This window comes from Arsenophonus sp. aPb (genome assembly GCF_029873475.1).
Classification (GTDB): domain Bacteria; phylum Pseudomonadota; class Gammaproteobacteria; order Enterobacterales; family Enterobacteriaceae; genus Arsenophonus.
In genome coordinates, this window is the sequence record NZ_CP123499.1 from 132,683 (window position 1) to 150,065 (window position 17,383).

A 17,383-nucleotide genomic window follows, 5' to 3' on the forward strand; every position below is an offset into this window, starting at 1 on the left:
CCCATTTATTTGAATTAAACCAGTAACACTATAATGAAGAAAAAATAAAATATGTAGTATTTGTTAAGTTATTACTGTTTAGTTAATTATCATAAACGCTATTTCGCTATGGGGTTTAGCGATATTAATATATTAATAATACTCGTATTTAATGGGTTACTGGGGGCAGGTAGGGTTCCAGTAGTTTTAGTAATTTTTGCAATGCCCCTTGATTCTCATGTAAAACTTCTGCTGCTTGACGACCATGGTATAGACGGTAATCTTCATCCTTGAGCAAATGGGAAACAGTAAGAATTAAGGATTTACTATCATTAACGGTAATAAGGCCATCTGCTTGTTTTAGTTTGGTACAAATATCTTTGAAATTGAAAGTATAAGGTCCCATTAAAACTGGCAGAGCATGTGCGGCTGCCTCTAAAGGATTATGCCCGCCTTTTTTGACTAAACTACCGCCAACAAAAGCGAGATCTGCAATACCATAGAGTAACATGAGTTCACCCATCGTATCGCCGATAATAACTTGAGTATCTGTATTAGGAAGGAGGTTTTCACTACGGCAAATATAGCGTAATTTAGCTTTTTGGGTTAACTCTTTTGCCTTTGCAAAGCGTTCCGAATGGCGAGGAACAAGAATCAGTAACAAGTCGGGAAATTGTTTTAAGAGTTTAGTATGAGCCTGCAAAATAATTGACTCTTCTCCTTCATGAGTACTGGTAGCAATCCAAACTGGACGATGTGGAGCCCATTGTCGGCGTAATGTTATAGCTTTTACGGCCAATTCAGGGGTGACAGAAATATCAAACTTTAGACTACCTGTAACATACAAATTTTTTCTTGCTAAACCCAGCTTAATAAAACGTTCGCCATCTTCTTGGTTTTGTGCTGCTATTAAGGTGATTTTTTGCAATAGCTTTTGGATAAAATAACCCAATTTTTGATAACGTGCCGCTGAACGTTCAGATAGACGGGCGTTAGCAATAATTAATGGAATTTTACGTTGTCTTAATTGAAAAATAAGATTTGGCCATAGTTCTGTTTCCATAATAATAGTTAATTTAGGATCGGCATGATTAAGAAAACGGCGTACAGAACCAGCTAAATCATAGGGTAAATATACATGTTGAACATCATCACCAAATGCTGATAAAACACGTTCTGAGCCTGTTGGGGTCATGGTTGTAACGGTAATTGGTAGTGTTGGATAATGATGGCGTAATGCTCTAACTAACGGAACAGCTGCTAACGTTTCTCCTACTGAAACAGAATGTAATAATATACCGCCGGGAATTACCTTACCATTACAAAAACCATATCGTTCACTCCAACGTTTGCGATAAGCGGGGGATTTGCGACTACGCCATAATAAACGTAACCAAATAATAGGTTGAATAAGGTAAATAAGTATTTGATATAGACGTAATAACATTCTATCACATTGACTGATTGAGATTAGCACTATAGTAGCATATTGCACATAAGAAAGTGCAATGAATATCTATTTAAATAGCGTTTTTATTCATCATTAAAGATAAAAATTTTTTAAAATTTTGTTAATTAATTTAAATTAAACTAGTGATTAACTAAAAATATAATAGTAATTATTATTTATTTTCAAAAGATAATAATTTATAGCTATTCTTATCAATGATAAGGATTTATTTTGTCAGCATAATTGTTCAATATGCTTAAATAATACGATAATATGTGTTCAGTTGCTCGTTATTAGTGAAAAGAACTTTATGAAAAACAAAGCAATTTACCCCGGTACTTTTGATCCTATCACTTACGGTCACTTGGATATTATAGAGCGTGCCGCCTTAATATTTGAGCAGGTAATATTGGCTATCGCGGATAGTTCACGTAAAAATCCGATGTTTACCCTCGATGAACGTATTGTGTTTGCTAAAGAGCAGACAAAGCATTTAACTAATGTTGAAGTAACTGGGTTTTGTGAGCTCACGGTAAATTTTGCGCAAAAACACCAAGCTAATATTTTGATTAGGGGTGTGCGATCTGTGTCAGATTTTGAATATGAATGTCAGTTGGCAAATATGAATAGTCATCTAATGGCTGATCTGGAAACTATCTTTTTATTACCTTCGCCGAAGTTATCGTTTGTTTCTTCTTCTTTGATTAAAGATGTCGCCAGACATGGTGGTGATGTTTCATCTTTTTTACCAGAGCCAATAGCAAAAGCCATGTTGCAAAAAATTGAACAATAAAAACGAATTACGCTTAAGTTTATTTTTGGCAGTTATAGCAGAAAAAAGTACTGCGTTGTCCTAGTTTTATTGATTCAATCAGTTGACCGCAATATGAACAAGCTTCACCTTTTTTACCATAAACAAACAGTTGTTGAGCGAAATAACCTGGTTTTCCATCTGATTGTAAAAAATCTTTCAATGTTGTCCCCCCCTGCTTTATTGAACGCTGCAGGATCTGTTTGATCTGGATAACTAAATTATCTATCTCTTTTCTTGTTAGTGAATGGGCGGCTCTGGTTGGCAAAATTTTGGCAGCAAATAGCGCTTCATTGGCATAAATATTACCCACTCCAACCACTATCTTATTATCCATTAACCAAGGTTTGATGGCGGTTTTTTTATTTTTTGCTCGTTGGTAAAGATAATCTGCATTAAAGTCGGTAGAAAGGGGTTCCGGTCCTAAATGGAAAAGAACCGGGCAATTATCCAGGTCATTAGTCCATAACCAGGCGCCAAAACGTCTGGGATCGGTATAACGCAATATTTTGCCATCGGCTAGAACCAAGTCGATATGATCGTGTTTTTCGGCTAATTGCTCTTTTGTTAAAATGCGTATACTACCTGACATACCTAAGTGAATAATTATCCAGCCATGCTGGAGTTGAATGAGTAAGTATTTAGCACGCCGTTTAACACTTAAGACTGATTGGTTGGCGATATGTAAAATTTCTGTCGCAACCGGCCAGCGTAATTGGCTATTGCGTACTATGCTATATTGTATTTTATTACCAACCATATAGGGCTCAATTACACGTCGGCTGGTTTCAACTTCAGGTAGTTCTGGCATAGTTTCCTTAATTATGTAACTAGTCGTTAATCTTAATACATACTACTGTATCTTGTGTTGCTTAGTCGATAGAATAGCATGCATTAATATGTTATCTGGAGTAGAAATGAAGGTTATCCCTATAATTAATAAACTATTTAATTGTCGCTCTTATTGGAATTTAGGGATAGTATTTTTTTTTATTGCTATTTATTTTCTTGATGGGGTTACGCGTTATAAGCATGGCTTAGCAGGATTAATTTATCTTACTGCGATTGTCTATTTAATTAAAGATAGAAAGTGCGTTTTCAGTATATTTAAGAATAATTTATTTTTGTCTTTACTGTTTTTTGTTATAGCAATGCTTTATTCATTAATTATCTCTAAAGATGTTAACATTTCATTAAAGGCTATTAATAAAGGTGTTATTGAAAAATTATTTATTACCGCAGTAGCTATTGCCATTGTTCTCTATCAAGAAAAAAAAGAGCATATAACTAAGCTATTGATTTTTTCTTTAATTTTATCTATTTTGCCATTAGCTATTAAGGAAATTCTGCAATATATTGACGAATATCAACAGGATATCCTGCCGTTATCAGCATTTGAACATCGATATATTTCCGATTGGTTAATTTTTATTCTACCCGCTTTACTCTGTTTTTGGTTTTATAAAGGAGTGAAAAATAAAATCTTATTTTTCTTGCTTTCGGTTACTTTTGTTGCTATTGCAATCGGGACATTACAACGTGGTACTTGGTTATCTATTGCGGTAATATTTTTTATCTGGTGTATAGTAAAAAAAGAGATTAAGTTACCCAGCTTTGCTGTTATTGGCCTAAGTGTCTTGTTATCCTATTTGGCAATGATTAATCAAGGTCAGTTTGATAAATTATTTTATAAATTAGAACAGACAAATAGCAGTCATCGATATGATAATGGTACTCAGGGTTCAGCCTTAGATCTTATTAAAGAGAATCCAATAATAGGTTATGGCTATGGAGAGCAATTATTTTATAAAATTTATAATGAAAGAGTAAACGATTATCCTGACTGGATTTTTAAACAATCGATTGGGCCTCATAATACAGTTTTGTCAATTTGGTTTGCCGCTGGAATATTTGGACTAGTAGCTATCTTCTATCTTTTTATTTCGATTTTTATACACTTATTTAATGGATATCGTAATAATACGGTAAAAGACGGTTTTTTGATCCTGATGTTAATATTTATTGGCGATATAATTGTTAGGGGTTTATTTGAAACGGTAAATGTTTCAAATATGGCTATTATAATAGGAATAGCATTATCACTAAATAGTGATGAAAAATTGATTAATTAGCTAAACTAAAGCACCTATCTATGAGGTGCTTTAAGATTATTTTTTTAATAGTTTATATTTAATTAAGCATAAAAAACCTTGCATATATTTATGTTGTAAAAATAGATGCTTGTATTTTTCTTGCAGCTCCGTTCTCTTTTCTGCCATTTTTAATGGCTGATCTTTCCACGGTGAGTGAATATATGAATTGAAAAAAAATTGACTGGCAGGGTAATTAATACCCCAAGTATGCCAGGGTTTTGTAACGCCAGTATAGTGGATAAGAATGGTGCTATTTGTAATGGTATTTTTGTATTTGGACAAATCGTGATAAGCCAATTCATTTTTCAACTTATATATACAGTTATAATCGCGACATAAATAGATATTTTGCGTCTGAAATAATATATTTAGGGCATCTTGATCAAGATATTTTAATTTACCGAAATTTGTTTTTCCTCGTACCAACTCTAATGATTTTTTGGAAAAATCATTCTCAATCCATTTCTGTAAATTCACATAGATTACGCCGGCATTAAAATATTTGCCATTTAAATCGGCTAAATTTAGTCGAGTAGCACTTGATTGCTGCATGCTGTCAACATCGAGTACAACAGCGGCAAAACAATCAGCTAAATTTAGCTGAAATAATTCTTTTAGGCTGTCTTTACAAATAACATCAGCATCTAGATATAAAATAGCGTTTATGTTAGTACTCAAATATTCAAAAGCGATTAGCCTAAAATAGGTGGCGTAAGACCAGAAGTCTGAGGTTGATAGTTGTTTTAATTCTTCAGCATCTAGTAGGTAGATAATTATATTAGAATTATATTTTGCTATCATTGTTTGAAAACGTTGTATATACCCGTCATCAATATAATCAGTGAATAGATGAAAATTGAAATCTGTATCAGTATTATTAATTAATACGGAATTAATTGATATCGCTGCACCAAGTAGAAAATTTTTATCGACACCATAAGCAATGTTAAAATTTTTATTATTTTCAGTAAGCTTTTTTTTCCCCGCAATATTAAATTTTTGTTTTATAAAATGCCTCATGATAAACATAGCCCTTTAACTCTTTTAAAGAGAATTCTAAATTTTGCTAAATAGTAGTGAGTATAATTCTTTAAACCTTCGTGGTATTTTTTTTGTTTGAATTTATGTTTAGCGCAATATCTTAAAAGATGTACGCTTTCTGCTTTTAATAGCGGTTTATTTTGCCAGGGGGAGGCATTTTTTGCTTTTATAAAGGGTTGGGAAAAGGGAGATATTGCCCATTCATGCCATGGCTTGGTCGAGCCAATATAGTGAATAAAAATTGTATCAAGAGCAAAAGCATCATGTTTAACACTTTGCAGACCATAATTTATACTATATTGAGTATTATATTTTTTTGCCAAATAGATTACTTTATTTGTTAACAGAATGTTTAAAACATCTTGATCTAGAAAAGAGAGTTTATTTCTTAACGTATTATTTTTAAGCAGTTGCATTGCCTGTGTTGAAATATCTTCTTCTGCCCAGCGAATAAGATTAATCAGTAAAAATCCAGCATTAAAATATCCTTGTGAAATATTTGCTATTTCTAATTCGGATGCTCTTTTTTGCCACCATTTTTCATCTTTTTCTGTTACAACTGCAGCAATTTCATTATTATTGAATTGAATTTTCTGTAATTTATCTAAATTATTATTACATATGATATCTGCATCTAAGTATAAAATTTTGTCTATTTTATTTGTAAAATAGTCAGCAATGATGAATCTAAAGTAGGTGGCATAGGACCAGTTTCTAGTGCTGGGCAATGATTTTAAGCTCTGATCGTTAACTAAATAAATATTTATTTCAATTTTATATTGCCGCGCAAGGGTATCGAATAGCGCTTCTTGCTCAAAATCAAAATAATCGGTAAATATATGGAAACAGTAATTAATATCAGAATTGTGCAGCGCAATTGATGTTATTGAAATTCCGCAACCGTATAAAAAATTTTTATCTACTCCATATGCAATATGGAATTTTGGGTGACAATCATCATGCATATTTTGCGTTAAGCAGAGTTTTTGTGTAATAACTTTGTGCTTGTCAAAATACATGTACTATACCCATCTTTATAGAATCTTTTATAAAAACAAAACGTTTAGAGTTATAATCCTCTCCTAACGGTTCTTTCTTTTATTTTTTCTGCTTTAATATTAGCGCTGAATATTAATTTTTGTTCATTATTAAGGATATTTCTTAAACTATCACAAAAATAAATTTGCATAAAACGAAAAATATCTCGTTGCGTTAATCCAATGTTTAGTGAAGAAAAATATAACCCAATCAAATCCTTATCTTTCCAACGTTTTGGTACACATTGCCGTATTTGGGCGCGATGTAAGTCAATGATTGAAATTTTTAATTTTTTTTCATCGCCGTCAAAAGGCAAATGTAATAAAAAATGGCAAATATAGCAATCGCGATGATTGACACCACATGCATGCATTTTACGCACTATTTCAGCCATTCGACAAATTAATGTTTTTTTAGTACTAAATTTGGGGGCTGAATTTTTCCAATTTACGCAGTACTCTTCTAAGCTAATGGTTGGAATAAGCGCTTCGGTAATAATGAATGACTTACGGCATACAGGATTAATTCCTTTTTGGCCGAAAGCTTTACCATGCATCGTATTAATGCCTGCCTCAGCTAAACGATGGATGGCTTTCCATTCTCTATCCGCGCCTAATACTGGTGTTCGTAAAGAAAATAGGTTTTTTAGTATTTCTTTTAAAGTAGTGCCATAATGAATTTTGAGAAAATAACTCTTTGCATTAAGCGTAAAGCATAATGTTTTGCGTGTCTCTAATTGACGAAAAATTTTACCATCTAATTTTTCTATTTCAATAAAAGGATCTTTATCTTGCCATAAGTTTTTAAAAGGTTGTTTTAGTTCAAGCATGCTGGCATCCCAAAATAATATCTGCAGCTTTTTCAGGCAAACTATATAAGTCTTGAGTATCAGCAAAGTGGCGTGCAGACTTCGCCCATTTATTTAATAGAGACTTATTAGCTAAACTTGTTGCCAAAGCATTATTAAGATTTTTTTGTCTATAAGGTTCATTTATTACTATGCCACAATCCGCGTGTTTGATATAGGGCGCATAGCCACAAATCTCTGTTGTAATGACGGGTAAACCCGCTGCGATAGCTTCGATTAATACTATGCCGGCAGCTTCTTGATAGGCAGGATGAATTAATAGATCAGCAGCAGCCATCAATTCAGCTATATCATTACGCCCATGAAAAAATAAAACTTGCTTATCTATAGCCAGTTTTTTTGCTAATCGTTGATAGCGGGTAGGTGAGTCTTGCCCTACCACCATTAACATAGTTTTATTTTTTATGCTGTCAGGCAAGGAAGCTATTGATTTAAGTGTTCTATCTACACCTTTACGTTTAAAATCTGAACCAACTTGCAATAAAAGAAATTGATCTTTAGAGATGGCATTTTTTTTACGATATATCTCTTTTGCGTTAGTAATTTGCTGGTCATATTTTCTACTGAGATCAATGCCCGGTGGTAGCAGATAAAAACGTGCGTCAGGTGTTTTGTAATGTTTTTTAAAGTCATCAACTTGATGTTGGGTCAACATTAATAATTTAGTGTGACTGTTTACATCAAAGACCGCTTTTTCATAAGCGATATAATGCTTGTACCGTTTGGTCAGTTTATAAAAAAAGCCTTTTTCATTTTCAACTTTTTCTGCATAACAAACATCTGCTGCATAATAAATATCTAATCCTGGCATCTTATTAAAACCAACAATAACATCAGCAGGATGTTGGGTTAAATGTATTTTGACCTGATGATAAAATGCTTCATTATGCCCATGATTTGTATATGCTTTAACAGGGAGGATGATAACGTTAATATGAGCAGGAATTTCACCATCCCATACCATTGTGTAAACACGTATTTGATGTCCGCGTTTTTGGCAAGCAGAAAGGATCTGGATGAAATCTCTTTGTAGTCCACCAAAAGGAAAATATTTATATAAACAAAATGCAATTTCCATGGCGTTATATCTCTATCTCAGATTTAATGGTTTGTATATCCATTGGTAACATTTTTTTTGTAGCGGCGATAATATCTTTAGCGGGAATTATTGATAGATACTTTTTATTACGATCACGCTCATGTCGTTCTGGCATTTTTTCATAATTGCCAGCCCAAATTTGAATAACGTTTTTACTCCATGGTTTCCAATATTGATGATCTGTAGCACCGAATAAGCAAATAATAGGGGTTTCTAATGCTGCCGCAATGTGCATTGGTGCTGAATCTACACCGATAAATAAAGCGGCATGACTAATTAGAGCACCTAATTCTGAAAATGTTGTTTTTCCTGCAAATTCTGTAACGGGTGATTGACGACATTGTTGTGCAATATTAGCCACACAGGTCAGGTCATCTTTACTGGGACCTGATGTTAGTATAACTCGATATCCTCTAGATTGTAGATTATCAATCACTTCCGCAAATTTTTCATCATCCCAGCACTTAAATTTTTGTCTAGCTGTTGGTTGGATAACAACATAACTACTATGTACACCTAGAGAAATTAATTGATGATTAATTTTTTCCCAGTCAGTTGGTTGGTAAGTCATTGTTGTACTGGAATACAAAGTTTTAAGTTGAAGAGGTTCTAAAATAGAGAGATTTTGTTCAACAACATGTTTTCCCGTTGGTTTAACAATATGTGTAAAACTTCTAGTCCAATAATTTGTATCTCTATGATTGAATTGATGAGAAATTTTTATCTTGGCAGGAATACATCTTACCAAAAAAGGCACAATCCATTGATCGGCTAAATTTATAATTAAATCATAATGATTTTTTCTTAATTTATTGATTAATATAATAAAATTAACTAATTTGGCTATATTGTTATTTTTTTTGTTTTTAATGCCATAAAGTGCATGAATTTCTCTATTCTCAGACAAGATTGGTATTGTATCTTGATAGAGAAGAATATCAATTTTAGCGGCTGGATAATTTTTTTTGAGTGTGCTAATGACAGGTGTTGTCAACAACATATCTCCATGAAATCGCATTTTAATGATCAGAATTTTTTTAAATTGTTTATCCACTTGCTACAGTCACTCTTGAATTGTTTGTTTATAAGTTTATCTGATTTTTGACCAATGTTATCTCTATAAATTCAACAAATTTAAGATAGTTAATTTTATTAGAATAGTCTAAAGGGTTACCTTTTTAGCCTTGAAAATAATCTTTATTTTAAAAATTTTTAGTAGATTTGAAAAAATAATAAAAATTTGAAGTTGTACAAAGTAAAGGATTTTAAATATTATCAATGAATTTAACAATAAGATTACTGATTTGTAATTTACTATATGTTATTTTTTACTACACATAATGGTATGTGACTATTTTTAAAAAGAAATATCATAAAATATTTTTAGCGTGTTCGGTTCGATAGTGGTGAGAGATTATATCTGGGTAGTATAAAAGTTAAGATAAGTCGATGGTATAAAATAGTTTATTATAACAAAAAAATTGAATGATTTTTGTTATTCCTCAGCCTTTTGTTAACAGTTTGAATAATTATAGTAATAATTTTTTAAATTACTGATTATCTCATTTCAGATAAAAATTTTGGATGGTTATTTTATTATCCCGAAAAATTGTGCTTCTCAAGCGTCTAAATGATGTTTTATTCAAAGAAAAATTATATGAATATATGAGCTCAAATTTAATAAATAAAATAATAGAATTTTTTCTTTTTTGATAATTATTTATATTCGCTAAGATTTTCAAAAGGTTATTTATTATATTAACGAAAAAATTTTTAATTGATTATAATACAAAATTAATAAAGATATTTGCTACTGAGGCATTAATTAAAATTTTATTGTTATTCATAATGTTCATAGCATTGTTCGGCTCTCAGTCTGTATTCCTGGCGTACAGTATTGAAAATACGTCTAATAGTTACTTTTCTCTTTACTGATGTAAACACATGATAAAATATTTAGGTCGGCTGTTTTCTATATAATCGATTAGACATCTATCAATCAGCAGTTTGGTTGTCGATGTTCTTTCATTAGAGGTAATACGCTCTTGTCTAGGTCGTTTATATTTTATCTTAATTATCAAAAAAATACATTGGACTATTACTATTATGCTACCTACAGTAGTAACAATTACTATCGATAAATTAATAAATACCTGATATCAGAGAAAGCCGAGAATTTAAGCTTACTTAAATCGTGACTAACCAATTTAATTGGTTTTACTGACCCAAAGGCTAAAATGTCTTAATATTTTTAATAATGGAACTTTATGACAGCTTTTCTTAGGTGGCATACTTTTAGTCAGTGAGAATAACTTATATGTATTTTAACCCATTAACAGTTTATTTCTTGATTAAAAAGAAGTAAAAAATATAAAAAGTGAGATGTAAATTTCTCAAATGAGGGCGCAGATCTTACTGTGAATAAAATAGAACAGAATGGAATGAATAAAATGCGAATAATATAAAATTCTCTTTTATACACCAAAGATACTATGCAAAAAAACCCAGCTTGCGCTGGGTTTTTTATTAAAGAAGTTATTTAATTTTAGCTTCTTTATAAATCACATGCTTACGAACAACTGGATCGAATTTTTTCATTTCCAATTTTTCAGGCATAGTGCGTTTGTTCTTCGTTGTAGTATAGAAGTGGCCTGTACCTTCAGAAGAAACTAGTTTAATTTTATCGCGAATACCCTTAGCCATTTTTAAGCTCCTTAGTATTTCTCACCACGGGCGCGAAGTTCAGCAAGAACTGCGTCGATCCCTTTTTTATCGATTATACGCATGCCTTTTGCTGACACACGAAGCTTTACGAAACGTTTCTCAGACTCAACCCAGAAACGGTGAGAGTGCAGGTTTGGCAAAAAGCGGCGTTTAGTTGCATTCATTGCGTGTGAGCGGTTATTACCACTCATCGGGCGCTTACCAGTAACTTGACAGACTCGTGACATGTCTATTTCTCCAAAAATCTAATCAGCTCGAGCTCTATGTCGGGAATGACTGCCTCGTCAGACTTAGGAGCCTATCTCAGCAAATTTTCTTAATATAAAAAACAACTTAACTTCAGTAAAAACTCACTGAGATAGGCCCTTCTTGTCAAACCCGAGATCCTAAAAGGTGGCGTAGTATACGCCCTCTAGCGTTTTCACTCAAGCCCAGAACTAATAAAGTTGCTATTTATTAGTCAAAATATGGTACTAGAGTAGTCCAAGCTCAACAAATGAAAGGCATTTCTTATGGGTGATGACAAAATGGTCAAGTAATTTTATGTCTATCAAACGGCAAGCATTGGCGATTCTTTCGGTGACAACTTTATCAGCTAAACTGGGTTCTGGGTTACCCGATGGATGATTATGCGCTAGAATAATGGATACCGCATTTACTTTAACAGCCTGTCTTAAAATTTCTCTTGGATGTACCTCTACTCGATTTATGGTACCTTTAAACATTTCTTCGTAGCAGATAATTTGATTTTGGTTGTTTAAGAATAATACAATAAAAATTTCTCTATCTTGTCCAAGATAAAAATCAAGTAGATATTTTTTCAAGTGCTTAGGGCTTCTCATAATACTTTGATTAATAAGTTGTTGTGTAAAAAATCGTTTAGCTACTTCACCAATCGCTTGTAATTGTGAATACTTACACACCCCCAGTCCTTTATGTGCTGAAAATTGTTGATAATCAGCCGTTAATAGTTTGTGAAGCGAACCAAATTCTTTTAATAAGTTTTCTGCTAGCATTAAAACCGGAAATCCAGGCAACCCTGTGCGAAGAAAAATGGCCAAAAGCTCTTTGTCACTTAATGATGATGCCCCATAAGCTAAAAGCTTTTCTCTAGGTTGAAGTGCATAATTTATTTCGTCCATATGTTTTTCCTATCTATTTCCCTATCGCTTTAACAGGTTATAGTATGCCAAAATATGCGCCAAAATTTTCTAGCGTAGTTGCGTAGTGTTTTGCAAAAAAGTTTTTTTATGGATAAAAATTGATGCTATTCTCACCTAAACTTCAGCTTATGGTAATATCAGTAAATTCATCATTTGAATTTGGATAGATATGATGGCAGAACTTACAGGTAAAAATATCGTACTTGGCGTTAGTGGTGGTATTGCAGCTTATAAAACTCCGGAATTAGTTCGTCGTTTGCGTGATCATGGTGCAATTGTACGTGTGGTCATGACGAATGCCGCTAAATCTTTCATTACACCGTTGACACTACAGGCTGTTTCGGGCTATCCAGTTGCTGATGATTTATTGGATCCTGCCGCAGAGGCGGCAATGGGTCATATTGAATTAGCTAAATGGGCGGATTTAATTATTTTAGCGCCTGCAACCGCAGATTTGCTTGCTCGTTTATCTGTTGGTATGGCTAATGATTTATTAACAACGGTCTGTTTAGCTTCAAAGGCAAAAATAGCTGTTGTACCAGCAATGAATCAACAGATGTTCCGCGCTAATATTACTCAGCAAAATATCGCAATACTTAAAGAGCGCAATGTTTTAGTTTGGGGCCCTGATGAAGGTAGTCAAGCTTGTGGTGATGTTGGCCCAGGTAGAATGCTAGATCCGTTAGCTATTATCGAGTTAGCTGAGAATAGTTTTCAGCGTAAGCATGATATGGTAAACCTGCATTTAGCAATTACGGCGGGGCCAACCCAAGAGGAAATCGATCCCGTTCGTTTTGTTACTAATCATAGTTCGGGAAAAATGGGTTTCGCGATAGCACAAGCGGCTGCAGAGCGAGGCGCTAATGTAACACTTATTACCGGTCCAGTTAATTTATCAACGCCAATAGGCGTTAAACGTATTAATGTTGTTAGTGCGTTGGAGATGTATAATCAAGTACATAATATAATTGATAAACAAGAAATTTTTATTGGATGTGCTGCAGTTGCTGACTATCGACCAAAAGCGTTTGCAAAAGAAAAAATTAAAAAGCAGGCAGATGAAATTACTCTGACATTGGTAAAAAATCCTGATATTGTGGCAAGTGTTGGTAAATTGACTAAAAATCGTCCTTATGTTGTTGGATTTGCAGCAGAGACACAAAATATGGAAGAATATGCTCGTAATAAACGTATCCAAAAAAATCTGGATCTTATTTGTGCAAATGATGTTTCATTAACTGATCACGGATTTAATTCAGAAAGCAATGCTCTGAGTTTATTTTGGGAAGATAAAGAGATACATTTACCACATAGTCATAAATTAGAGCTTGGCCACCGTTTACTCGATGAGATACTTCAACATTATGAAGAAAAAAATAGACATTAAAATTCTTGATCCTCGTGTAGGAAATGAATTTCCTTTGCCCACTTATGCGACAGAAGGATCTGCTGGATTAGATCTGCGAGCTTGCTTAGATCAGGCTATTCAATTAGAACCAGGACAAACTAAGCTATTACCTACAGGATTAGCAGTACATATTGCAGATCAACAATTGGCTGCGGTTATTCTTCCTCGTTCAGGTTTAGGACATAAGCATGGTGTAGTGTTGGGAAATTTAGTCGGTTTAATCGATTCTGATTATCAAGGTGAATTGATGGTTTCGGTCTGGAATCGTGGTGATAGAAGTTTCATTATTGAACCGGGTGAGCGTATAGCACAAATGGTTTTTGTACCAATTGTTCAAGCTGAGTTTGAGCTTGTACAAGATTTTGAAACGACAAAACGTGGTAGTGGTGGTTTTGGTCATTCAGGCCGCCAATAATATCTTGTTATTTATGAATATTGTCAATTTGTTAATTTTTTTGCTTTATAAATGATGAAAAGCAAGGATTGCGTGGTCTGTTTTGTTGTTTTATCAGGGGTCTTGTTTAGCCATGGCAGGAAAAGAGATAGCAAAGAAGAAAAACAGGCGTGAAGAAATCTTGCAGGCGCTTGCGCAAATGTTGGAAACGAGTGATGGCAGCCAGCGCATTACCACCGCTAAGTTGGCAAGTCATGTTGGTGTATCTGAGGCAGCACTTTACCGACATTTTCCGAGTAAGGGAAAAATGTTTGATAGCCTTATTGAATTTATTGAAAATTCTTTAATTTCACGTATTAATCTGATTCTGCAAGATGAGAAAGACACCATTAGGCGTATTCGATTGATTTTAATGTTGATACTCGGTTTTGCGGAGAAAAATCCTGGATTAACACGAATAATGACGGCACATGCGTTGATGTTTGAGCAGGTTCAGTTACAAGATAGGATTAGCCAATTATTTGAACGTATCGAAGCGCAATTTAGACAGGTTTTAAAAGAAAGAAAAATACGTGATAAGCAAAGTTTTAGTTATGATGAGAGTTTATTAGCATCTCAATTATTAGTGTTTTGTGAGGGTATGTTATCACGGTTTGTACGTTCAGAGTTTCGGTATTACCCAACTAAAGAATTTGATGCACGCTGGCCTATGATTTTGGCGCAGCTACAATAATTAATTGTACTACTCACTCCGCCTGATATTTGGGCGGAGTTTTTTTTATGCTAGTGGGTTAAAAAATTACTAATTTTTTATTTGGTAAGAGGGGTGGTGGTACCATAGTTCTCACGATAAGTTTTCATCGTAGCCAAATGGGTTGACATATTCGGATTTTCACTTAAATAATCAATTAAATCATTCAAAGTGATAATAGAAAATACTTGGCATTTAAATTTTTTTTCGATTTCTTGCACGGCTGATAGGTTCTTTTCACCTTTTTCCTGACGATCTAGACTTAATATAACCGCGCTAAGTTTAGCTTTATGTCGTTTAATTATTTCTGCAGATTCTTTAATTGCCGTTCCTGCTGTAATAACGTCGTCAACGATCACAACATTTCCTTTTAATGGACTACCGACTAATTCTCCACCTTCTCCATGTTTTTTAACCTCTTTACGGTTGAAACAGTAAGGTTTATCAAAGTGATAATGTTCAGATAGTGCAACCACCATTGTTGTTACGATCGGGATACCTTTATAGGCTGGACCAAAAATAATGTCACAAGCAGGATTATGATCCATAAACGCTTGGGCATAAAAATGACCTAGTGCAGCTAAATCTTTCCCTGTATTAAAGAGGCCAGCATTGAAAAAATAGGGGCTCTTGCGACCAGATTTCAACGTAAATTCACCAAATTCCAATGCTTTTTTTTTCATGGCGAGTTTAATAAATTCGCGCTGATAGCCTTTCATTAAATTTTCCTCTTTAATTATTTTCTTTTAATTCAACAGCTATAAAAGACAGCTAGTAAGATGTAACAGTTTATTATTCTAATGCTTCTTTCTGTGCGGTAAAAATGGTTTGTAAGCCATTTTTTGCTAAAGAAAGTAGCGATAGCAGTTCCTCATGACTAAATGGTTCACCTTCGGCAGTACCTTGAATTTCGATCATTTTACCATTATCCATCATGACAACATTCATATCTGTTTCTGCGACAGAGTCTTCACTATATTCTAGATCACAAATAGGTTTGCCATCCACTATACCGACAGAAACCGCAGCAACCATCGATTTAAGCGGACTTTTTTTCAATTTTCCTTCTGCGACCATTTTATTTAATGCATCAGTTAAAGCGACACAGGCACCAGAAATTGCAGCGGTACGAGTGCCTCCATCAGCCTGGATGACATCACAATCTAGTGTAATGGTATATTCCCCTAATTGTTTTAAATCAACAGCAGCGCGTAGAGAACGTGCGATAAGGCGTTGTATCTCCATGGTGCGACCTGTTTGTTTGCCTTTTGCCGCTTCGCGTATATTACGAGAATTTGTTGCCCGTGGTAACATACCGTATTCCGCTGTTATCCATCCTTGTGATTGGCCTTTTAAAAAGCGGGGGACGCCTTCATCAATTGTGGCGTTACATAATACTTTGGTATCACCAAATTCAATCAAAACAGAACCTTCCGCATGTTTAGTATATTGGCGGGTGATTTTTATAGGGCGCACTTGATCAGCTTCTCTATTCTCTCGACGCATGGTGTTATCTCCGTAGTTAAATAATGTTGGTGGCGCATTATACGTTCTTCGATATTGAATGCCTATCCTATGCTTTCACTCAAGGTTATAATCTAATTTTTATTTATAGGAACGAAATATGATCCATAGTATGACCGCTTTCGCACGACGAGATATAAAAAGTGAATGGGGAAATGCGGCTTGGGAGCTGCGTTCCGTTAACCAACGTTATCTTGAAACTTATATTCGTTTGCCGGAACAATTTAGAAGTCTGGAACCGGTGATTCGTGAGCGTCTACGTGCCAGATTAACACGAGGGAAAGTAGAGTGTAGTTTACGTTTTGAACTTAGCTCACATCAGCAGAGTGAATTAGTCCTGAATGAAGAGTTAGCTAACCAATTGATCAGAACTGCTAACTGGGTAAAAAAGAGTAGTGGTGAAGGCGAAATAAATCCATTAGAAATTCTTCGCTGGCCTGGGGTTATGTCAGCTCAGGAGCAGAATTTGGATGTTATTTGTACACATTTACTTAAAGAGTTAGAACTTGCTTTAGATGATTTAATTCTCAATCGGGAAAGAGAAGGCAAGATGCTAAAGATAATGATTGAGCAACGGCTAGATGCTGTTTGTCTGCAAATTCAAGACGTTCGTCGTCAAATGCCTGAGATTTTAAAATGGCAGCGTGAGCGCTTACAAACAAAATTAGAAGAGGCAGAAATGCAGATAGATAATAATCGATTAGAACAAGAACTAATCATGTTAGCCCAACGTATTGATGTTGCAGAAGAACTTGATAGGCTGGATGCTCATGTTAAAGAAACACGTAATATTCTTAAAAAGCAAGAAGCTGTCGGCCGTCGGTTGGATTTTATGATGCAGGAATTTAATCGTGAAGCAAATACCTTGGCCTCTAAGTCTATTAATAGCCAAGTGACTAATTCTGCTGTTGAATTAAAAGTATTAATAGAACAAATGCGTGAGCAAATCCAAAATATTGAGTAGCATTACATAGCGATTC

General features: G+C 34.1%; 18 protein-coding genes. 6 read left to right on the forward strand and 12 right to left on the reverse strand.

Annotated features, from left to right (window positions below):
* Positions 1–148: 148 nt before the first annotated feature.
* Complete coding sequence (gene waaA, locus QE177_RS00495; protein ID WP_280550828.1) at positions 149–1,426, reverse strand: lipid IV(A) 3-deoxy-D-manno-octulosonic acid transferase; 1,278 nt, start codon at positions 1,424–1,426, stop codon at positions 149–151.
* 313 nt (positions 1,427–1,739) lie between these two features.
* Here waaA and coaD point away from each other — a divergent pair, with 313 nt between their 5' ends.
* The gene (gene coaD, locus QE177_RS00500; RefSeq protein WP_280550829.1) at positions 1,740–2,222 is read left to right on the forward strand and encodes a pantetheine-phosphate adenylyltransferase; all 483 of its coding nucleotides are present in this window, start codon (positions 1,740–1,742) and stop codon (positions 2,220–2,222) included.
* A gap of 19 nt (positions 2,223–2,241) precedes the next feature.
* Here the strand turns inward: coaD and mutM are convergent, their stop codons facing one another.
* On the reverse strand, positions 2,242–3,051 hold the full coding sequence (gene mutM, locus QE177_RS00505) for a bifunctional DNA-formamidopyrimidine glycosylase/DNA-(apurinic or apyrimidinic site) lyase (RefSeq protein WP_280550830.1): 810 nt from the start codon (positions 3,049–3,051) through the stop codon (positions 2,242–2,244).
* 106 nt (positions 3,052–3,157) lie between these two features.
* Here mutM and rfaL point away from each other — a divergent pair, with 106 nt between their 5' ends.
* Positions 3,158–4,372 carry an O-antigen ligase RfaL gene (rfaL, locus tag QE177_RS00510; RefSeq protein ID WP_280550831.1) on the forward strand — a complete coding sequence of 405 codons (1,215 nt, stop codon included), beginning with the start codon at positions 3,158–3,160 and terminating at the stop codon, positions 4,370–4,372.
* A gap of 36 nt (positions 4,373–4,408) precedes the next feature.
* On the opposite strand, the gene QE177_RS00515 is transcribed toward rfaL, so the two are convergent.
* From QE177_RS00515 to radC, 8 genes are all read right to left on the reverse strand, one after another.
* Positions 4,409–5,413, reverse strand: a complete 1,005-nt coding sequence (locus QE177_RS00515; protein ID WP_280550832.1) for a glycosyltransferase — start codon at positions 5,411–5,413, stop codon at positions 4,409–4,411.
* Positions 5,410–6,453, reverse strand: a complete 1,044-nt coding sequence (locus QE177_RS00520) for a glycosyltransferase (protein WP_280550833.1) — start codon at positions 6,451–6,453, stop codon at positions 5,410–5,412. The genes QE177_RS00515 and QE177_RS00520 overlap by 4 nt, the downstream gene beginning before the upstream one ends.
* A 50-nt stretch (positions 6,454–6,503) precedes the next feature.
* A complete protein-coding gene (rfaP, locus tag QE177_RS00525; protein WP_280550834.1) occupies positions 6,504–7,301 on the reverse strand; it encodes a lipopolysaccharide core heptose(I) kinase RfaP in 798 nt (265 codons plus the stop codon).
* Positions 7,294–8,418 (reverse strand): glycosyltransferase family 4 protein, encoded by a 1,125-nt coding sequence (locus QE177_RS00530; protein ID WP_280550835.1) that lies wholly within the window; start codon positions 8,416–8,418, stop codon positions 7,294–7,296. Before QE177_RS00530 ends, rfaP begins: the two co-directional genes overlap by 8 nt.
* 4 nt (positions 8,419–8,422) lie before the next feature.
* Positions 8,423–9,493 (reverse strand): lipopolysaccharide core heptosyltransferase RfaQ, encoded by a 1,071-nt coding sequence (gene rfaQ, locus QE177_RS00535; protein ID WP_280550836.1) that lies wholly within the window; start codon positions 9,491–9,493, stop codon positions 8,423–8,425.
* Positions 9,494–10,974: 1,481 nt separating this feature from the next.
* Positions 10,975–11,142, reverse strand: a complete 168-nt coding sequence (gene rpmG, locus QE177_RS00540) for a 50S ribosomal protein L33 (RefSeq protein ID WP_026821921.1) — start codon at positions 11,140–11,142, stop codon at positions 10,975–10,977.
* A gap of 11 nt (positions 11,143–11,153) precedes the next feature.
* A complete protein-coding gene (gene rpmB / locus QE177_RS00545) occupies positions 11,154–11,390 on the reverse strand; it encodes a 50S ribosomal protein L28 (RefSeq protein ID WP_026821920.1) in 237 nt (78 codons plus the stop codon).
* Between the two features lie 246 nt (positions 11,391–11,636).
* Positions 11,637–12,305, reverse strand: coding sequence for a DNA repair protein RadC (radC, locus tag QE177_RS00550; protein ID WP_280550837.1), 669 nt, complete (start codon positions 12,303–12,305; stop codon positions 11,637–11,639).
* A gap of 193 nt (positions 12,306–12,498) precedes the next feature.
* Between radC and coaBC the strand changes: the two genes are divergently transcribed.
* The 3 genes from coaBC to slmA all read left to right on the forward strand — a co-directional run bounded on the left by coaBC (position 12,499) and on the right by slmA (position 14,861).
* Positions 12,499–13,713 carry a bifunctional phosphopantothenoylcysteine decarboxylase/phosphopantothenate--cysteine ligase CoaBC gene (coaBC, locus tag QE177_RS00555; RefSeq protein WP_280550838.1) on the forward strand — a complete coding sequence of 405 codons (1,215 nt, stop codon included), beginning with the start codon at positions 12,499–12,501 and terminating at the stop codon, positions 13,711–13,713.
* Complete coding sequence (dut, locus tag QE177_RS00560) at positions 13,691–14,149, forward strand: dUTP diphosphatase (RefSeq protein ID WP_280550839.1); 459 nt, start codon at positions 13,691–13,693, stop codon at positions 14,147–14,149. The genes coaBC and dut overlap by 23 nt, the downstream gene beginning before the upstream one ends.
* A 112-nt stretch (positions 14,150–14,261) precedes the next feature.
* Positions 14,262–14,861 carry a nucleoid occlusion factor SlmA gene (gene slmA / locus QE177_RS00565; RefSeq protein WP_026821916.1) on the forward strand — a complete coding sequence of 200 codons (600 nt, stop codon included), beginning with the start codon at positions 14,262–14,264 and terminating at the stop codon, positions 14,859–14,861.
* A gap of 77 nt (positions 14,862–14,938) precedes the next feature.
* Here the strand turns inward: slmA and pyrE are convergent, their stop codons facing one another.
* Both pyrE and rph read right to left on the reverse strand, forming a co-directional pair.
* Positions 14,939–15,598, reverse strand: coding sequence for an orotate phosphoribosyltransferase (gene pyrE / locus QE177_RS00570; RefSeq protein WP_280550840.1), 660 nt, complete (start codon positions 15,596–15,598; stop codon positions 14,939–14,941).
* A 73-nt stretch (positions 15,599–15,671) separates the two neighbouring features.
* On the reverse strand, positions 15,672–16,385 hold the full coding sequence (rph, locus tag QE177_RS00575; RefSeq protein WP_280550841.1) for a ribonuclease PH: 714 nt from the start codon (positions 16,383–16,385) through the stop codon (positions 15,672–15,674).
* A gap of 118 nt (positions 16,386–16,503) precedes the next feature.
* Between rph and QE177_RS00580 the strand changes: the two genes are divergently transcribed.
* On the forward strand, positions 16,504–17,367 hold the full coding sequence (locus QE177_RS00580; protein ID WP_280550842.1) for a YicC/YloC family endoribonuclease: 864 nt from the start codon (positions 16,504–16,506) through the stop codon (positions 17,365–17,367).
* Positions 17,368–17,383 lie beyond the last annotated feature (16 nt).